We start from the raw sequence: 18,195 nt of genomic DNA on the forward strand, positions 1-18,195 counted from the left end.
TGCGAAGATGTGCCAGAGTTGCCACGTCCGCCCTGTCAGCACGTACCGTACGGCAACACAGGTGGGACCAGGTGGGGCAGCGGGAAGGGGCAGCCGGTTTTGAGCACGCACGCACCGCAGGCGGCGCAGGCCGTCACGCTGCCCACAACGCTGGACGAGGCCGTGGCGGCGCTGGCGGCCATGCCCGCGGCCGTGCCGGTGGCCGGCGGCACCGACCTGATGGCTGCCGTCAACTCCGGGCAACTGCGGCCCGCCGGGCTCGTCGGGCTCGGCCGGATCAGCGAGATCCGTGGCTGGCAGTACCAGGACGGCCACGCGTTGCTCGGCGCCGGACTCACGCACGCGCGCATGGGCCGTCCCGACTTCGCCGCCCTCATCCCGGCGCTCGCCGCAGCGGCGCGCGCCGCGGGCCCGCCGCAGATCCGCAACGCGGGCACCCTCGGCGGCAACATCGCCTCGGCCGCCCCCACGGGCGACGCGCTGCCCGTGCTGGCCGCGCTGGAAGCGACCCTGATCATCGCGGGCTCGGGCGGAGCCCGCCGGGAGATCCCGGTGTCGCACCTGCTGGCCGGCATGGAGATGCTGCGCGGCGGCGAACTCATCGGCTACGTGCGCGTGCCGCTGCTGCACGCCCCGCAGGTCTTCCTGAAGGCCACCGGCCGCACCGGCCCGGGCCGCGCGGTCGCCTCCGTGGCGCTGGTCCTCGACCCCGCCCGGCGCGGCGTCAGGTGTGCCGTGGGCGCCATAGCGCCGATGCCGCTGCGGCCCCTGGAGGCCGAGCAGTGGGTCGCCCGCCTCATCGACTGGGACAACAACCGCACGATCGTCCCCGAGGCCCTGAACGCCTTCGGGGAGTACGTCGCCGCCGCCTGCATCCCCGACCCGGTGCCCGGCGTGGACGGCTCCGTACCGGAACTTCCGCCCGCAGTACTGCACCTGCGGCGCACCGTCGCCGCGCTGGCCCGACGAGCACTGGGGAGGGCGCTGTCGTGACCGACGACCAGCACGGACACGGACACGGACAGGGACACGGCCAAGGGCACGGACAGGAGACCGGGCAGGGCCAGGGCGCGCCGCAGGGCGGCAGCCGCTGGGACCCGCTGCCCCAGGGGGACTACGACGACGGCGCGACCGCCTTCGTGAAGCTCCCCGAGGGCGGCATCGACGCCCTCCTGGCCGGCCGAGGCAACAGCCCGCTCGCCGCGCCGGGCCACGGCTATGTGCCGCCGCAGATAGCGGTGGCGCCCGAGCCGGACGACACCGCCTGGGCGGCCCCGGCCGGCGGCGCGGACTGGGCCGCCCCCCAGGGCACCCCGCAGACGGTCGGCGACGACCGGTTCTCGTACCACCCGGGCGCGACCGGCCAGTGGACCTTCGAGGACACCTCGGCAGGCGGCCAGGGTGCGGCGCAGTCCGCGCCCGCCCCCGGCCACGACGTCACCGGCCAGTGGTCGATCCCCGTCGCGGGCGGCGAACTGCCCGACGAGTCGGGCGAGTTCACCGCGTCGGCACTGGTCGAGCAGTGGGGCGGCACCCCCCCGTCCACCCTGCCCGGCGGCGCGCCCGCGCCCTGGGCGACGGGCCCGGCGGACCCGACGGGCGCGACCGATACGGCGGGCGCCGCGGGCCAGGCCTGGGGACACCCCACGGACGGCGCCGACCCGGCCGTACGACAGGCGGCGACGGAGGCGCCCGCCTTCGGACACGCGCCGGAGCACGCGCCCCCGCACCACGAGCCGGCCGGCCACGAGCAGTCGCACACCGAGCCTTCGCACGGTGACCCTTCGCACGGCGAGCACCAGCACGAACACGGGCACACCGGGCAACACGCGCACCCCGACGGCGCGTTCGCCCCGGAAGTCTCGGCCGAGGCGTACACCGTGCCCCCGAACGGCCCCCTGGAGGCCGCTCGACAGGCCGCGGAGGCCGAGCGGACCACCGAGGCCGACGGGGACCCGGAGCACGCCCACGAGGCCGCCCACGAGCCCGCCCCCGCCGCCGACGGCGCCCCCTCGGATCCCGACGCGCAGACGGAACCGGTCGCGGAGACCGAGGAACGGGACGCGGCCCCGGACGTCGCCTCCCCGCAACCCGCCGAGGCCGCCGAGCCCGGTGAGGCCGCGGAGGCCGTGGAAGCGCCCGAGGACGCCCCGGCGCCGTTCCACGAGGAACACCCCCTCGCCGCCTATGTGCTGCGCGTCAACGGCTCCGAGCGCCCCGTCACCGACGCCTGGATCGGCGAGTCGCTGCTCTACGTGCTGCGTGAGCGCCTCGGCCTCGCGGGCGCCAAGGACGGCTGCTCGCAGGGCGAGTGCGGGGCCTGCAACGTACAGGTGGACGGGCGGCTCGTCGCCTCCTGTCTGGTGCCGGCCGTGACCGCCGCCGGCAGCGAGGTCCGTACCGTCGAGGGCCTGGCCGAGGACGGACAGCCCTCGGACGTGCAGCGGGCGCTCGCCAAGTGCGGGGCCGTGCAGTGCGGCTTCTGCGTGCCCGGCATGGCGATGACCGTGCACGACCTGCTGGAGGGCAACCCGGCGCCGTCGGAACTGGAGGCCCGCCAGGCCCTGTGCGGCAACCTGTGCCGCTGCTCCGGCTACCGGGGCGTCCTCCAGGCCGTGCAGGACGTCGTCGCCGAACGCGAGGCGCACGCCGCCGCCGAGGCGGGGACGGACGGGGACGAGGCCCGTATCCCCCACCAGGCGGGACCCGGCGCGGGCGGCGTCCACGCGTCGGCGTTCGAGAACCCGGCACAGCCCCACCCCCATGACCCGGCGTACGGACAGGGCCAGGACGGAGGCCAGGCGTGAGCAACGAAGCAGCCACCGCGACGACCGCCGTGGAGGCGGCCCCCGCCCCCGAGCCGATCCCGCACGGGCTCGGCGCGTCCCTGCAGCCCGCCGACGCGCGCGCGAAGACCGAGGGCACCTTCCCGTACGCGGCCGACCTGTGGGCCGAGGGCCTGCTGTGGGCGGCCGTGCTGCGCTCCCCGCACCCGCACGCGCGCATCGTGTCCATCGACACGTCCCACGCGCGTGAGATGGCCGGCGTACGGGCCGTCGTCACCCACGAGGACGTGCCGGGCAGCCCGGTGCACGGCCGCGGCAAGGCCGACCGTCCCGTGTTCGCCTCCGAGGTCGTGCGCCACCACGGCGAGCCCATCGCGGCCGTCGCCGCCGACCACCCGGACACCGCGCGGATGGCCGCCGCCGCCGTCATCGTCGAGTACGAAGTACTCGACCCGGTGATCGACCCGGAGCTGGCCTTCGAGGCGGAGCCCCTGCACCCCGACGGCAACCTGATCCGGCACATCCCGCTGCACCACGGCGACCCGGGCGCGGCCGGCGAGATCGTCGTCGAGGGCCAGTACCGCATCGGCCGCGCCGACCCCGCCCCGGTCGGCGCCGAGGCCGGCCTCGCCGTGCCCCGTCCCGACGGCGGCGTGGAGCTGTACCTGGCCTCCACCGACCCGCACAACGACCGGGACACGGCCGCCGCCTGCTACGGCCTCGAACCCGAACGGGTGAAGATCGTCGTCACCGGGGTGCCCGGCGCGACGGCCGACCGCGAGGACCAGGGCTTCCAGCTCCCCCTCGGCCTGCTGGCCCTGAAGACCGGCTGCCCGGTGAAGCTGACGGCCACCCGCGAGGAGTCCTTCCTCGGCCACGTCCACCGCCACCCGACGCTGCTGCGCTACCGCCACCACGCCGACGCCGAGGGCCGGCTGGTGAAGGTCGAGGCGCAGATCCTGCTGGACGCCGGCGCGTACGCCGACACCTCCGCCGAGGCCCTGGCCGCCGCCGTCTCCTTCGCCTGCGGCCCCTACGTCGTCCCGAACGCCTTCATCGAGGGCTGGGCGGTCCGCACGAACAACCCGCCGTCGGGCCATGTACGCGGCGAGGGCGCGATGCAGGTGTGCGCCGCCTACGAGGCGCAGATGGACAAGCTGGCGAAGAAGCTCGGCGTGGACCCGGCGGAGCTGCGGCTGCGCAACGTCATGGCGACCGGGGACGTCCTGCCGACCGGCCAGACGGTGACCTGCCCGGCCCCCGTCGCCGAACTCCTCCAGGCCGTCCAGGAGTTCCCCCTCCCGGAGCTCCCCAAGGACACGCCCGAGGAGGAGTGGCTGCTGCCCGGCGGCCCCGAGGGCGCGGGCGAACCGGGCGCGGTGCGCCGGGGCGTGGGCTACGGCCTGGGCATGGTGCACATGCTGGGCGCGGAGGGCGCCGACGAGGTCTCCACGGCGACCGTGAAGGTCCAGGACGGCGTCGCGACGGTCCTGTGCGCGGCGGTGGAGACCGGCCAGGGCTTCACGACGCTGGCCCGCCAGATCGTCCAGGAGACGCTCGGCATCGACGAGGTGCACGTGGCCCCCGTGGACACCGACCAGCCCCCCGCGGGCGCGGGCTGCCGGGGCCGCCACACCTGGGTGTCCGGCGGCGCGGTGGAACGCGCGGCGAAGATGGTCCGCACCCAGCTCCTGCAGCCCCTGGCGCACAAGTTCGGCATGTCCACGGAGCTGCTCCAGATCACCGACGGCAAGATCACCTCGTACGACGGCGTCCTGTCGACGACCGTCACGGAGGAACTGCACGGCAAGGAGCTGTGGGCGACGGCCCAGTGCCGGCCGCACCCGACCGAGCCGCTGGACGCGGCGGGTCAGGGCGACGCCTTCGTCGGCCTCGCGTTCTGCGCGATCCGCGCGGTCGTGGACGTCGACATCGAGCTCGGCTCGGTCCGGGTCGTGGAACTCGCGATCGCCCAGGACGTCGGCCGGATCCTGAACCCGGCGCAGCTCGCCGCCCGCATCGAGGCGGGCGTGACGCAGGGCGTCGGCATCGCGCTCACCGAGAACCTGCGCACCCCGCGCGGCCTGATCCGCCACCCCGACCTCACCGGCTACGCGCTGCCCACGGCCCTGGACGCGCCGGACATCCGGATCGTCAAACTGGTCGAGGAACGCGATGTGGTCGCCCCCTTCGGGGCGAAGGCGGCCAGCGCGGTCCCGGTGGTGACCTCGCCCGCGGCGATCGCCTCCGCCGTCCGCGCGGCCACCGGCCGCCCGGTCAACCGGCTGCCGATAAGGCCCCAGGCAGCGGTGGTGACGGACCGATGAGCGAGCCCGAGCCGGAGCCCCGCCAGTACGAGCCCCCGCCGAGCGTGGGCAAGCTGCTCGGCTGGATCCTGCTGTTCGTACTGGCGGCGGTGGTCGTGGTCCTCGGCGGCGTGTACCTCACGTAGGAGCGGACGGTCGGGGCGATCGCGGCGGGACGGGAACGCGCGAGAGCGCGCTGACGTCTGACAGTGCGGGCCGGTGGCGGGTGTGTTGGGTGCTGTCGCTGGTCAGAGCCGTTGTCAGTGGTGCCGCGTAGGCTGCGGAGCAGTGGGACGGCGCACGCAACTTTCCGCACGGGGGACCCGATGGGCACGACCAGGACCACCACCGCCACAACGACGATCACCTTCACCGAGGACCAGCTCGACCCGTATGTCACGCACGCACCGACGCGCCGCTGGCTCACCGGCCCCGGCCTGCCGGGCGTGCCGGGCGACGGCGGCCTGCTGACGTTCGAGGCGCTGCGCACGGACGGGCTGCGCACAGTCGCGGACTCCACGGACGACCCCGGCGGCCGCCTCGCGGCACAGCTGCGCGACCGGCTGGTGATAGGCGGAATCCTGGGAGCCGACGGCCGGGAGAGGGAGTCGGTCCTGCTCGACGGGATGACGGGCGAGATCTCCACCACGTACTTCCTGCACGACCGCCTCGACCTGATGGACACCCGCCCGCTGGCACCCTCCCTGGAGAAGCTGGTGCGCTGCGCGACGGCGGTGGACGAACTGGCGGCCCTGCGCGGCCAGTTCGCCTCCTACGCGGGCCGGCTCGGCCCGAAGGCGGTGGCGGAGGCGTCCCGCCAGCTGCTGGCGGTGTTCGAGGCGGGCGCGCAGCGGACGAGGGGCACGGGCACGAGCGAGGAGCCGGGCCTCTTCTGGAAGCTGGCCGCGGTGATCCGCCCGCTCGCGCTGGTGGCCGGCCCGGGCACCAGGTCCGGCCTGGCCCTGGATCTGCCGGTCCGCCTGCTGGACGAGGAGTTCGGCTCCGGCGCGATCGTCCGCTTCGAGGACGTCGACTTCCCGACGGCGCTCACGCACGCCCCGACCCGCCGCTTCCTGCGCGAGGTGGGCCTGCCGGAGGAGGTCGTCTGGTTCTCGCTGGAGACGGACATGCCGCTGCAGACCCTCGCCGAGTACGGCGCGGAGGACGACAGCGGCCGCACCGCGGCACCCCTCCCGGCGAACGCGGACCGCCTGATCCGCCTGGGCCGTCTCCTGGAGGACACCAGCCTGGTCGTCGACGGCGTCACGGGCGCGGTGCTGAGCTGGAGCGAGCCGGACCTCGGCCTGCGCCCGCTCAACGCGGACATCTCGACCCTGGCGTTCACCCTCTGGCTGATACGGCGCGAGCGGGCCCTGGACGCGGTGCACGACCTGACCGAGGCCTACGACCAGCTGGCCGAGGCCATGTCACGCACCCTGGCCGCGGTCGACCCGATCGCCTGCGACCCCACCCCGGCCCCCGGCATTCCCACGGACGACGGCCGACGGTACTGGCCGGGGGTGTTCGAGGACGAGGCGGGCGGCGGGCTGTACGCCTGACACGCGGTGAGTCCGCGAGAACGAGATGGTCAAGTACGTCGTCCCGTTCGCGCAGGATCGCGACGGTTGCGGACGGCATTCCCGGATTGCGCAGGTCGCATTCGGGGTGCAGGGCCGCGACCTGTTCGAGGGCCGCGCCCAACGCGTCCATGAGCGGACGGGCGGGGTCTGCCAGAGCGGCAACAAGCGCCCCGCCCAGGTGACCGACGTACCACGGGACGTCGTGCTGGCACCCCGTGTCCAGCCCTGCCGTACTCAGCCCGTCCAGCACGACGGCCAACGACGCCGTACCGGCCAACCAGTCCTCGTGGGGTTCGCTTCCGCCGGGACGGGTGTCGATGGATACGCGCATGGTCACCCCTCCTGCCGGTACGGCGAACCTACGCGAAGGCTGCGCGAGATGCGCGTCAACCATCGTCGTACCGGCACTCCTTCCTTGCCCGGTCTGACTACCCTGGTTCTGACGAAGCTGCGAGGAGGGGCCAAGGCTGTGATGTCTCAAGACGCTACTCCAGACCCGTACGCCGACCCGATGAAGTTCGGCCAGCGGGTGCAGATCCTCCGCGAGCGCCGCGGAATGACCCAGACCCAGGCCGCCGACCTTCTCGGTATCTCGCCGCACACGTATCGCAAGATCGAGAACGGGCAACAGAAGGCACCTGGGCTCGACATGGTGTTTCGCATCGCCGAAGTACTGCGGGTACGCGACCTGGCAGACCTGACGGGGCGTCCCGAAACGCACGTCGACCTGTTCATCGGCCCAGGCCACCCTCGGCTGGCCGCCGTCAAGGCTGCCATCGACAGCTTCCCGGTCACCTCTGGCGTCGAGCCGCCGCCCGTCGCTCATCTCGAAGCCCGGCTGCAGGCCGCGTGGAAGGCCCGGCACGCGTCCAGGAACCACCGCGAGGCCATCGGCAGACTCCTCCCCGACCTGCTCCGCGACGCCCAGGCTCTGGTCAGGCAGGCCGATTCCGCTGCCGAGCGGCGCGCGGCGCAAGGCCTGCTCGCCGAGGTGTACTCCCTGGCGCAGTTCTTCATCGCCTACCAGCCCGACAGCTCCCTCCTGTGGCGCGTCGCCGAGCGCGGCATGATCGCCGCTCAGGAGAGCGAGGACCCACACGCCGTCGGCGTCGCGTCGTGGCTGCTGGCCCAGGCCCACCGGGACAGCGGTCCCCGGAACTACGATGCGGCCGACGCCGTCAACGCGGCGGCCGTACGGTTCCTCGAAGCCCTGCTGCCTGACGCCTCGGATGATGTTCTGGCCATCGCCGGCGCTCTGGAATTCGAGCTCGGCTACACCGCGGCCCGTCGAAGGCAGACAGGTACTGCCTGGCGGCACTGGGACAAAGCCAACGACATCGCGGCCCGACTGCCGACCGACTACTACCACCCCGTCACCAGCTTCAGCCGAGCGGTGATGGGAGCCCACGCGGTGACTGTCGCCGTCGAGCTCCATCATGGCGGCGAGTCCGTGCGGCAGGCCGCGAAGGCGGACCGCGGCATTATCAAGTCCCGCCCCCGGCGGGCTCGCCATCGGATCGAGGAGGCTCGCGGCTACCAACTGGACAACCAGCCGGACGTCGCCGTCGCATCGCTGGAAAAGGCTTACGAGGCTGCTCCGGAGACCATCCGCTACAACGGCTACGCCAAGGCGATCCTTCTGGAGCAGGTCGAGTCGACGCGTTCCCCTCGTCGTCGCCGTGCGGCCGAACTGGCGCAGAAGGTCGGCATCCTCGCCGCCTGACCGATCTGACAGTAGCGACCGGATTACGGTCGGCGACGTGGTGCAGGCGCTTCTACGGTCGAGGTTCAGGACCCCGGCGACCGCTCACGACGGTCCCGGGGCACGTCCAACGCTGCTTAGGAGCGTCGACATGACGAACGGTACCGCCCGACCCTCGCAACGCCTTCGAGGCGGTGGAATGACCATCCGCGTCTACACCGTGGACTGCCACGGCCAGATCACCGACGACCGTGGCACGTGCACACAGCATCGCGGGTCGAAGCCACTCCCAATGGTCCAGGACAACGCGTTCCCTGCCTGTGTCTGCCCGAAGTGCTGCAGGGCGGTGACCTCGTGAATACCGCGAGCTCTGAGACGGGCGCTTCGCCCATTGCCGCTGCTTCCATGCGCGCGGCAGCCACCTGGTTCCTCGCCCAGAAGGTGCTCCCGAGCCACCAGACCGTGAAGCTGTTCGCCCAGGACTTCACCACGTTCCTGGAACATCTCATCCCACAGATCGAGCAGTTGGCCGCGGGACGTGCCAGGGACGACGCACAGGCGATGGTCGCGCGGGCGGGGCTCGCAGAGGCTCGCAGACGGCTCGGTATCGCAGAGCGGCCGGGGCTGAACGGTGAGGTGGAACGCGTGAAGCGGCTCGCGCGATCCGTCCTCGCCCTCCGCGATCACTACGACACACTGACCGGCGTCCGAATGTGCGTTGTCTGCGACCGAGCGGTTGAGGACGGCGAGGAGGCTGTTCCCTACGAGCAGGTCAGTACGACCGGCAGCACAGGGTGGGCCCACAGCCACTGTGTCAACTCCGTGAGTCGCAGCCCTCGCTGACCGGGGTCCTGACAGGACACCGGGTTTCGGTGTTGCCGCCCCGGCCGACCACACGCCAGTGGTCGGCCGCGACGCGGGCTTTGGAGGCCGTGGCGGGAATTGAACCCACGTACCTCGCTTTGCAGGTTTGTCCGGGCTGGTCAGGGCTTGATCCTGGTGCGTTCGCGGGCGTTCGATCCCGTACGGCTGCGGTGCCCGCTGGGGTGCTGTGAACGGCTCTGGACGGCCGCGTACGGAGGTGAACGAGACGGAAACTGAGACGGCCGCCATTGCCCTTCGGTTGAGTGCCAGGTGCCACTCGCCCTTGATCCCTCAGCACCCCCAACACGCTTTCCAACTATCCGCATGGCCATACGGGTGCGTTCATAGGGGGGCACGTGCCAGGTCAGACGGGATGCGCGTACGGCTGTGCACGGGGGCGGCCGCCCTGTGCACTGGATAAAGACCAGGGCAACGAGTGGCTCGTGAAGCCCTTCTTAGACGCGAGGGACGACGCCGACGAACTCTGCTCCCGTGTGGTTGCCCATGATGAACGCGAAGCCGTGCCCCTCGCTGCATGTGAGGTCAACGCGCGAGTCGTTGCCGCAGGCTCGACCGTCATCGTACGGCCAACAGGCGGCCCGGCCTCGCCCTCTCCCCTGCGCCGCACGAAGGCATCCGTACAGGTTCTCGCTGCGCCGTTCGCCAAGGACACGGCTCTGAACTCGACGACGGAATCACATGAGCGTCTTTGACAAAACGGGCTCCCGTGAGGGCCACGCAGCCCTAAGCTGGCAAGGTGGCAGACCTCGGCGGCGCCAGCCGCGCTCTGATTGGCACCTATAAGGGTGCGAAACTCGGGAAGAGGACCATCACCCAGAGAAGTTGGTTCAAGTTCCTCCTCCGCCGCTCCATCATGTACGCGCTGGTAATTGACCAGCAGGACGTAGATAGGCAGCGCATCAGGGAAGCGACGGATCTCCTATTCCGAGTGATGGCGCATACGCCAATTCCTGACGAGCCAGACGGATTCTTTGCCCGAATATCTCGCTGGTTCCGCAAGAAGACCCATGCGGTATTTTATCCGAAATACGAGGGCACCCATCGCTCAACCTTCCAAGATCGGATCGGCGGCTGGGCCAAGCTGGTCGCCGAGAGCCATCAAGGTAAGAGGGCCCTCAGTTACGCACAATTCGATGCCGGCGAAGAGACGGCCGCCGTCTTCGCTAAGAGATTTCAGCTAGCAACTGAATTCGTTCTGAGAGATGCTCTGGGTCCTGAATCGGAAGCCCTTAATCATGTCCGAGACAGGATGCTCCAAGAGATTGAACTCGGACGCACTGAGGCAGAGACCCTACTCGAGCAGCACAGGAGAAACCAGGCGCTCAAAAGCGCCGGCGCTGGCGCCACCGGAGCTCTCCTCAGCGCCTTCGGCTTTAACAACAACTGGTACGAGACCATCGGATTCGGCGTCGTCGGATTGGCAGTGGGGGCACTGAGTGAGTCCACCCCTGTCGGGCTGCAAATGACACAAGTAATGGCAGCAGCCCGGCGAGAAGCCCTCTCATGGCTTCGCCTTCTCGCAAACGCATTGATACCCCCGCCGACACGCAGACTCCCCGGGGAACAGGAACCTCACTGGCTTGAACTGCTGCCGCGAGTGATCTTCGCGGCAGCTCACAATGATCGAAGCCAACTAGAAAGCGTCCTTGACGAGCTCCAGGCCAAGGCCCTCATCGCCCAGGTGATTGAGTCTGCGGAACGCGCGAAGGATGGCGAGTTACTCGGGGCATTGACCGAGGTTCAAAGAACCTTAAGATACAAAGAGTACGAGCAAATGCCAGACGCCATTCAGCATCTAATCTTCATCATACGTCAAGTTCCATTCAGAATCGGCGGGTATGCCCGCCCAGAGATCGCCTCGGGTGAGACGTATCCTCAAATCCGGCGAGCTCCGGATGAACTTGAGGGAGAGCTCGAATAGGAGACCGAAGGTGGGGGGACCCAGATAAACTGTCTGGGTCCCCCCACCTTCGACGGTTCAGACCTGTACCGATGCCGGGCCCTATGGAGCGCGGCGTACGGGTCTGAAAGGCAGCGTACGATTACGAACGAGACGGAAAACGAGACGGCTGTCAGCATCGAGCCAGTCAAGGTGAGCACGCTCGCAGGGAGTGCCCCGACTGCCCGTTCTCAGGTGCCGGTACCTGATCTCCTTGCCTGCTGGCTCAGTTGGGAAGCGGCTGTTTTCATTGCCCCTTCGTTAACTGCCCACTTCATCTTGTAGATCAAGTCCGGAACTAGTGGTGTTGAGCGGCGGAGTTCGTACAGACTCTCTTGCCAGACCAGTAGATCGTTGCCCTCAATCGAATCAGTGCTGCCTCTCATTCGGATTTCGATCGAACGTGTCAGGTCCCCTCGGTCACGTGCTGCGCGCCGAATTCCGACAACGTATCGGACGACATCTAGAAACGATGGCAAAACTGGAAGGACAATTCCAACGAGGAACGTGGCTAGCGAAAGGTCGTACACGACAGTTGTCACTATGAGCGCCACAGCCCAAATGACAGTAAGCGATGTCCAAACGATTGCTGTCGACCGCAGTAGCCTGTCCGAATAGGATGCGTTGGCGCGCTGCGAAATGGCGACCGTTAGGATTCCGGAATTGCTAGAGTCGACCGGGTACCAATCCAACAGTTTTTCATCAGTTGCCGTTTGTCTGAGTTCTGGATCGGGGCCAGCTACTGTGGCAATTTCCTCTATCGAGGGAAGCGTTGACCGGTCGACGCTGCTCGGCATTCCGAAAACATAGAAGTCGAATTGTTCTTGCACCGCTGCGGCCTTATTTACCCCGGCTGACTGGGCACTAATAAGGACGCTTTGGCCTAGAAAAATCCACAATCCTGCAATCGCCCCGGAGACAACTGCGAGATCTGGCCAGATGACAGAGATGACGGGGGCGCCGAGTCCGATAACTATCGGTTACGCACCGGACCTCGCCAAGACGGGATTCCATCCGCTTGACGGGGCCCGCTACCTCCGGGATGTTGCGGACGCTGATGCGCGGGTCGTGCACCTTGTCGCCCGCCACTCCTGTTCATGGATGGAAGCGGACGCCCGGGGGCTGCGCGAGGAACTTGAGGGCGAATTCCCGAGAGAGAGCGCTGAGCTCAATGACGCGCTCTGCTACTGCGACATGAACACGACTCCGGACGGAACGCCCACGAATCCAGTGGACCGTGTCAACGAGATCGCCGGCCGCTACGGGCCAGACAGCCTGATCGGTACGTTCATCCGTCGCGCCGAACCGGAGATCCTCGCGTGTGCTCGAACGAGTCGCCGCCGCGAAGCGTCAGCCGATGTAGGGAACGGGACGGGTCCGGTCCATGGCGTGCTCGATCCTGAGGCGCATGGTGGGGTGGACGTCCAACTTCGACAGGTCCGCTGGGTCGACCCAGCGGACCTGCGTTGTTTCGTTGCTCGTACGCACCTCGCCGCCGACCGGGCGCGCGCGGAAGCAGATGCTGAATTGCTGCCGGACCTCGCCGTCGTCGTACTTCATGGTGGACGCCGTGCGGACGGACATCGCGAAGCAGGTGGACGGCCTGATCTGGAAGCCCGAGGCGGACCGGGCGGACGACGATGACGATGGGGCCGCTGGGATGCTCGTACGGGCGGGTTAGCCGCGGCTGCGGGCCGCAGTTCCTCGAAATGAGAGGTGCGGCCCGCCCGACCTGCTGAAACTCCTGCGCATCCGGTCTCCGTTCGCGACATCCTGCCGACATGGACGACGGACTTGTGGCGTTAGTGACGGCGGGCGTCGGGCTGGTCGGTGCGCTTGGCGGAGCGGCTATGGGCGGACTGGCTGCGGTCCGTGGGGCGCGTATGGGGGCAGAGACCACGGCGCGCGCGACGATCGAACAAGCACGGACCCAGGAGCGGGCTCAACACGACCACTGGTTGCGGGACGAGAGGAAGCGTGCGGCGGTCCTCATGCTTGAGGCGTATGACAAGTTCACCATTGCCGCATCCAACGTCACGCGCATGTTCGACCTGCAGATTGAGGCATCACCAGATGTCTGGAGCGCGTACAACTTGACCATGAACGAGATTCGGGGGGCCTACTTTCCCCTCCGTCTCCTCGGACCTATTCGGGTGCATCAGGCAGCACGTGAGCTCTGGCAGTTGATCGAGCAGTACCACGAAGGAATTGAGGAGTGGGCCGACGGCATCATGACGGCGACCGACGAAACCAGGGCTGAGTGGCGGTCTCGCGAGGAGCAGCAGAGGTACGCACTCGGACGTAAACACAGCGACCTGATCGATGCTGTGAGCCAGTCATTGCAGAGCAATGATGCCGTCCCGGGCCCCAACTGAGACGGCAACTGAGACGGAGGACCAAAAGGGCGGCACCCTTCCGGGGGGCCGCCCTTTCCTTTTGCCTGGTCAGGCACTTGAGGCCGTGGCGGGAATTGAACCCACGTACCTCGCTTTGCAGGCGAGTCCCTAAGCCACTCGGGCACACGGCCAGGTTGGGAGTGGGGCGTTGGGGCCCCGTTCCGAACTCGGTACGTCGACCGTACGGGTGGGGCGGCGACGGGCTCAAGGGGCCCGGTGGGGCTGCAATGGGACTGCCATACGCCGTTCATGAAACGGGGGTGTCGGCCGGTGGTCGTACGACCAATGACCCGGTAGTGGACCCGTCTTCCGACAGGGGTCAATGTCGGTTGTGGACCTTACGCTGGCGACCATGACCGCCCTGAAACCCCGCGACCCCCGTGCCGCAGTCGCATACGACCCTGTCGACGAGAGCGTTCTCGGGCGTTCCTATCGGGCCCTCAGCGTCGGGATCGTCTCTGTTGTGCTGCTCATCGCCTTTGAGGCGACCGCCGTGGGGACGGCGATGCCGGTTGCGGCTCGGGAGCTCGACGGGGTGTCGCTCTACGCGTTCGCGTTCTCCGGGTACTTCACCACCAGCTTGTTCGGGATGGTGTTCGCCGGGCAGTGGTCGGATCGGCGGGGGCCGCTCGGGGCGTTGAGCAGTGGCATCGGGGCTTTCGCGGCTGGGCTTCTGGTGTCCGGGAGCGCCCAGGTCATGTGGGTGTTCATCCTCGGGCGGGCCGTGCAGGGGCTCGGGGGCGGGCTGGTCATCGTTGCCTTGTATGTCGTCGTCGGGCGGGCTTATCCGGAGCGACTGCGGCCCGCGATCATGGCTGCGTTCGCCGCCTGTTGGGTCGTACCGTCCGTCGTGGGGCCGCTTGCCGCGGGGGCGGTGACCGAGCAGTTCGGGTGGCGGTGGGTCTTCCTCGGGATACCCGTCCTTGTCGTTCTTCCGCTCGGGCTCGCCCTGCCTCAGATACGGCGGCGGGCGGGTGGGCCCGTGGAGGGCGTCCCCGCGGCTTCCTTCGATCGGCGGCGGATCCGGCTGGCTCTCGCCATCTCCCTTGGTGCCGGGCTGCTTCAGTACGCCGCACAGGATCTGCGTCCGGTCTCGTTGCTGCCGGGGGCAGTCGGAGTCGTGTTGCTCGTGCCCGCCGTGCTCGGGCTGTTGCCGCGCGGGACGTGGCGGGCGGCCCGGGGGCTGCCGTCCGTGATGCTGCTGCGCGGGGTCGCCGCCGGCTCGTTCATCGCCGCCGAGTCCTTCGTGCCGTTGATGCTGGTGACCGAGCGGGGGCTGAGTCCCACCCTTGCCGGGTTCTCGCTCGCCGCCGGGGGCGCTACCTGGGCGTTGGGGTCGTGGGTGCAGTCGCGGTCGCGGGCGGAGCCGTATCGGGACCGGTTGATGGCGCTCGGGATGGTGCTGGCGGCCGGCGCGATCGCGGCCGCGCCCAGTGTGCTGGTCCAATCCGTGCCGCCCTGGACCGTGGCCGTCGCCTGGGCGTTCGGGTGTTTCGGGATGGGGCTCGTCATCTCCTCCACCAGTGTGCTGCTGCTCCAGCTTTCCGCCCCCGAGGAGGCCGGAGCCAACTCCGCCGGGCTGCAGATCGCCGATGGTCTGTCCAATGCGCTGTTGCTGGCTGCGGGGGGTGCGGCGTTCGCTGCGCTCGGCGGCGGGAGCGGGACCGCGGCCCATGCGGCGGCCGACGCGACCGTCGGCGGGGCCTCGCATCCGGCCGCCTTCGTCGCCGTCTTCCTGCCGATGGCGGCCGTGGCGCTGTTCGGGGCGTGGGTGACCACCCGGCTGCGCGAGCGGCGACCGTAAACCCCGGAACCGGTGGAGACCCCGGCACCCCGAAACCCGGAACCCCGGAACCCCGGAACGTCGAAGCGCCGAGCCCCGGAAATCCCGTGGCCGTCGACCCGCCCCTCTCCTAACCTCCCTGCCTATGCAGCCCCTCACCCTCCCCCCGGATCTCAGCCACGCCCTCGACGACCTCGCGGACGCCACCGGTCGTCGGCCCGAGGACGTCGCGCTGGACGCCGTACGCGAGTGGCTGCGTGCGGAGGAGGCGCGGGTGCGGGCCGTGGCCGAGCGGCTCGCGGGAGCCCACGCCGACCTGCTGCGGAGGCTTGGGGAATGAGCCGCCACCCCACTGACCCCGCTCACCCGACTCGTCACCTCACCGTCCCCGAGGTGACGGACATCGCGCGGATCGCGTTCGGCGGGCGGGCCCCCGAGGCGCGGGCGCCCGGTCTGCTCGCCTCCGCCGTGCACCGGCCACGCGCCCGGATGTTCGGCACGGCCGCGTACGACGACGTCCACGAGCAGGCCGCCGCCCTCCTGCACGCGATCGCCGCCAACCACGCCCTCGTCGACGGCAACAAGCGTGCCGCGTGGCTGGCGGCCGTGACCTTCCTCGCGCTGCACGGTGTGGATCTCGCCGACTGCGACCAGGACGCGGCATACGACCTGGTCATCGATGTCGCCTCCGGTGCGGAGCCGCGGGTCGCCGTGATCGCCGAGCGGCTGCGGGCGCTGTGACGTGAGTCCCACCCAACGGCGACCCGGCCCGGTTCGCACCTGGACACCGCCGGGCCGCCGGTAGGGTGGCCCGGTTGTCATATGTAGCCGAGTCCTTCCCCCGTAGCCCCTCTGATCCGACCCCCTCACCGGAGACCGTGACTACCTCCCGCCCGTCGCCCGCCGCCACCCTCAACGGAGGGCCCTCCGGGCCCACGCCCATGTCTGCCACCTCCGCGTCCTCCTCCCACTCCCATCACCTGTCGCCCGCCTTTCCCGGTCGTGCGCCGTGGGGCACCGCCAGCAAGCTGCGTGCCTGGCAGCAGGGGGCGATGGAGAAGTACATCCAGGAGCAGCCGCGCGACTTCCTCGCCGTCGCCACCCCCGGCGCCGGCAAGACGACGTTCGCGCTGACCCTCGCCTCCTGGCTGCTGCACCATCACGTCGTGCAGCAGGTGACGGTGGTCGCGCCGACCGAGCACCTGAAGAAGCAGTGGGCGGAAGCGGCCGCGAGGATAGGCATCCGGCTGGACCCGGAGTACAGCGCCGGCCCGCTCAGCAGGGACTACCACGGCGTCGCCGTGACCTATGCGGGCGTCGGCGTACGGCCGATGCTGCACCGGAACCGGTCCGAACAGCGCAAGACCCTCGTCATCCTCGACGAGATCCACCACGCCGGTGACTCCAAGTCGTGGGGTGAGGCGTGTCTGGAGGCCTTCGAGCCGGCCACCCGCCGCCTCGCGCTCACCGGCACGCCGTTCCGGTCCGACACCAACCCCATCCCCTTCGTGACGTACGAGGAGGGGAACGACGGGATCCGGCGGTCCGCCGCCGACTACACCTACGGTTACGGGTCGGCGCTCGCCGACAACGTCGTGCGGCCGGTCATCTTCCTCTCCTACAGCGGCAACATGCGCTGGCGGACGAAAGCCGGCGACGAGATCGCGGCGCGGCTCGGCGAGCCGATGACCAAGGACGCGATCAGCCAGGCCTGGCGTACGGCGCTCGATCCGCGCGGCGAGTGGATGCCGAGCGTGCTGCGCGCCGCCGATCAGCGGCTCACCGAGGTCAGGAAGGCCATCCCGGACGCCGGTGCGCTCGTCATCGCCTCCGACCAGGACGCCGCCCGCGCCTACGCCAAGCTGATCCGGGAGATCACGGGCACGAAGGCGACCGTCGTCCTGTCCGACGACAGCGGCGCGTCCAACCGCATCGACGAGTTCAGCGCGAGCAACGACCGGTGGATGGTCGCGGTGCGGATGGTGTCGGAAGGCGTCGACGTGCCGCGGCTGGCGGTGGGGGTGTACGCCACCACCATCTCCACGCCCCTCTTCTTCGCCCAGGCCGTCGGGCGTTTCGTGCGGTCCCGGCGGCGCGGCGAGACCGCGTCCGTGTTCCTGCCGACCGTGCCCGACCTCCTCACCTTCGCCAACGAGATGGAGGTCGAGCGCGACCACGCCCTCGACAAGCCCAAGAAGGAGGGCGAGGAGGATCCGTACGCCGAGTCCGAGAAGGAGATGGACGAGGCGAACAAGGAGCAGGACGAGGACACCGGAGAACAGGAGCAGTTCGCCTTCGAGGCGCTGGAGTCCGAGGCCGTCTTCGACCGGGTGATGTACAACGGCGCCGAGTTCGGCATGCAGGCCCACCCGGGAAGCGAGGAGGAGCAGGACTACCTCGGCATTCCGGGGCTCCTCGAACCCGACCAGGTGCAGCTGCTGCTCCAGAAGCGGCAGGCCAAGCAGATCGCGCACAGCAGGAAGAAGCCGGACACCGAGGCCGACCTGCTGGAACTGCCCGCCGAGCGGCGGCCGGTCGTCTCGCACAAGGAGATGATGGAGCTGCGCAAGCAGCTCAACACGATGGTCGGCGCGTACGTCCATCAGAGCGGTAAGCCGCACGGTGTGATCCACACCGAGCTGCGGCGCGTGTGCGGGGGGCCGCCGAGCGCGGAGGCGACGGCGGGGCAGCTGCGGCAGCGGATCGCCAAGGTGCAGGAGTGGGCCACGCGGATGAAGTGACGTCCGTGCCCTGTGAGGTCTTGCGTTCTCCGCGAGGTTTGGAGGGGCGTGCGGGGTGTCGTCACGCTCCGTACGTA

Annotated in this window: 14 protein-coding genes, 1 tRNA gene and 2 pseudogenes; 14 read left to right on the forward strand and 3 right to left on the reverse strand. The window is 69.6% G+C overall.

What is annotated here, in order from left to right; all coding sequences use genetic code 11:
- Positions 1–99 precede the first annotated feature (99 nt).
- From B5557_RS27270 to B5557_RS43885, 8 genes are all read left to right on the forward strand, one after another.
- Entirely contained in the window at positions 100–993 is an 894-nt protein-coding gene (locus B5557_RS27270; RefSeq protein ID WP_079661930.1) for an FAD binding domain-containing protein, read from the forward strand.
- Positions 990–2,807 (forward strand): 2Fe-2S iron-sulfur cluster-binding protein, encoded by a 1,818-nt coding sequence (locus B5557_RS27275; RefSeq protein WP_079661931.1) that lies wholly within the window; start codon positions 990–992, stop codon positions 2,805–2,807. The genes B5557_RS27270 and B5557_RS27275 overlap by 4 nt, the downstream gene beginning before the upstream one ends.
- Complete coding sequence (locus tag B5557_RS27280; protein ID WP_079661932.1) at positions 2,804–5,113, forward strand: xanthine dehydrogenase family protein molybdopterin-binding subunit; 2,310 nt, start codon at positions 2,804–2,806, stop codon at positions 5,111–5,113. Before B5557_RS27275 ends, B5557_RS27280 begins: the two co-directional genes overlap by 4 nt.
- Positions 5,110–5,238: a hypothetical protein gene (locus B5557_RS45765; RefSeq protein ID WP_269460184.1), complete on the forward strand. Its 129-nt coding sequence runs from the start codon at positions 5,110–5,112 to the stop codon at positions 5,236–5,238. The genes B5557_RS27280 and B5557_RS45765 overlap by 4 nt, the downstream gene beginning before the upstream one ends.
- 180 nt (positions 5,239–5,418) lie before the next feature.
- Positions 5,419–6,651 carry an SUKH-4 family immunity protein gene (locus tag B5557_RS27285; protein WP_079661933.1) on the forward strand — a complete coding sequence of 411 codons (1,233 nt, stop codon included), beginning with the start codon at positions 5,419–5,421 and terminating at the stop codon, positions 6,649–6,651.
- Positions 6,652–7,144: 493 nt separating this feature from the next.
- The gene (locus B5557_RS27295; RefSeq protein ID WP_079661934.1) at positions 7,145–8,395 is read left to right on the forward strand and encodes a helix-turn-helix transcriptional regulator; all 1,251 of its coding nucleotides are present in this window, start codon (positions 7,145–7,147) and stop codon (positions 8,393–8,395) included.
- Positions 8,396–8,779: 384 nt separating this feature from the next.
- Entirely contained in the window at positions 8,780–9,217 is a 438-nt protein-coding gene (locus tag B5557_RS27300) for a DUF6415 family natural product biosynthesis protein (RefSeq protein ID WP_143688232.1), read from the forward strand.
- Between the two features lie 778 nt (positions 9,218–9,995).
- A complete protein-coding gene (locus tag B5557_RS43885; RefSeq protein WP_143688233.1) occupies positions 9,996–11,180 on the forward strand; it encodes a hypothetical protein in 1,185 nt (394 codons plus the stop codon).
- A gap of 209 nt (positions 11,181–11,389) precedes the next feature.
- Here the strand turns inward: B5557_RS43885 and B5557_RS43890 are convergent, their stop codons facing one another.
- Positions 11,390–12,175: an S-4TM family putative pore-forming effector gene (locus B5557_RS43890; RefSeq protein WP_159424513.1), complete on the reverse strand. Its 786-nt coding sequence runs from the start codon at positions 12,173–12,175 to the stop codon at positions 11,390–11,392.
- Here B5557_RS43890 and B5557_RS45340 point away from each other — a divergent pair.
- Positions 12,066–12,561 (forward strand): annotated as a pseudogene (locus B5557_RS45340) (hypothetical protein). The gene B5557_RS43890 and the pseudogene B5557_RS45340 overlap by 110 nt on opposite strands.
- Here B5557_RS45340 and B5557_RS27310 read toward each other — a convergent pair.
- Positions 12,549–12,758, reverse strand: a pseudogene (locus B5557_RS27310) (NUDIX hydrolase); the annotation flags it as partial. The pseudogenes B5557_RS45340 and B5557_RS27310 overlap by 13 nt on opposite strands.
- A 221-nt stretch (positions 12,759–12,979) precedes the next feature.
- Here B5557_RS27310 and B5557_RS27315 point away from each other — a divergent pair.
- Positions 12,980–13,573, forward strand: a complete 594-nt coding sequence (locus B5557_RS27315) for a hypothetical protein (protein WP_143688234.1) — start codon at positions 12,980–12,982, stop codon at positions 13,571–13,573.
- A gap of 80 nt (positions 13,574–13,653) precedes the next feature.
- Here B5557_RS27315 and B5557_RS27320 read toward each other — a convergent pair.
- Positions 13,654–13,725, reverse strand: a tRNA-Cys gene (locus B5557_RS27320).
- A gap of 221 nt (positions 13,726–13,946) precedes the next feature.
- Here B5557_RS27320 and B5557_RS27325 point away from each other — a divergent pair.
- The 4 genes from B5557_RS27325 (at position 13,947) to B5557_RS27340 (ending at position 18,118) form a co-directional block, all read left to right on the forward strand.
- Positions 13,947–15,398 carry an MFS transporter gene (locus B5557_RS27325; protein ID WP_079665029.1) on the forward strand — a complete coding sequence of 484 codons (1,452 nt, stop codon included), beginning with the start codon at positions 13,947–13,949 and terminating at the stop codon, positions 15,396–15,398.
- 124 nt (positions 15,399–15,522) lie between these two features.
- Entirely contained in the window at positions 15,523–15,717 is a 195-nt protein-coding gene (locus B5557_RS27330; RefSeq protein WP_079661937.1) for a hypothetical protein, read from the forward strand.
- Positions 15,714–16,118: a type II toxin-antitoxin system death-on-curing family toxin gene (locus B5557_RS27335; RefSeq protein ID WP_079661938.1), complete on the forward strand. Its 405-nt coding sequence runs from the start codon at positions 15,714–15,716 to the stop codon at positions 16,116–16,118. The genes B5557_RS27330 and B5557_RS27335 overlap by 4 nt, the downstream gene beginning before the upstream one ends.
- 200 nt (positions 16,119–16,318) lie before the next feature.
- Positions 16,319–18,118, forward strand: a complete 1,800-nt coding sequence (locus tag B5557_RS27340) for a DEAD/DEAH box helicase (protein WP_079661939.1) — start codon at positions 16,319–16,321, stop codon at positions 18,116–18,118.
- Positions 18,119–18,195 lie beyond the last annotated feature (77 nt).

This window comes from Streptomyces sp. 3214.6 (genome assembly GCF_900129855.1).
Classification (GTDB): Bacteria; Actinomycetota; Actinomycetes; order Streptomycetales; family Streptomycetaceae; genus Streptomyces; species Streptomyces soliscabiei.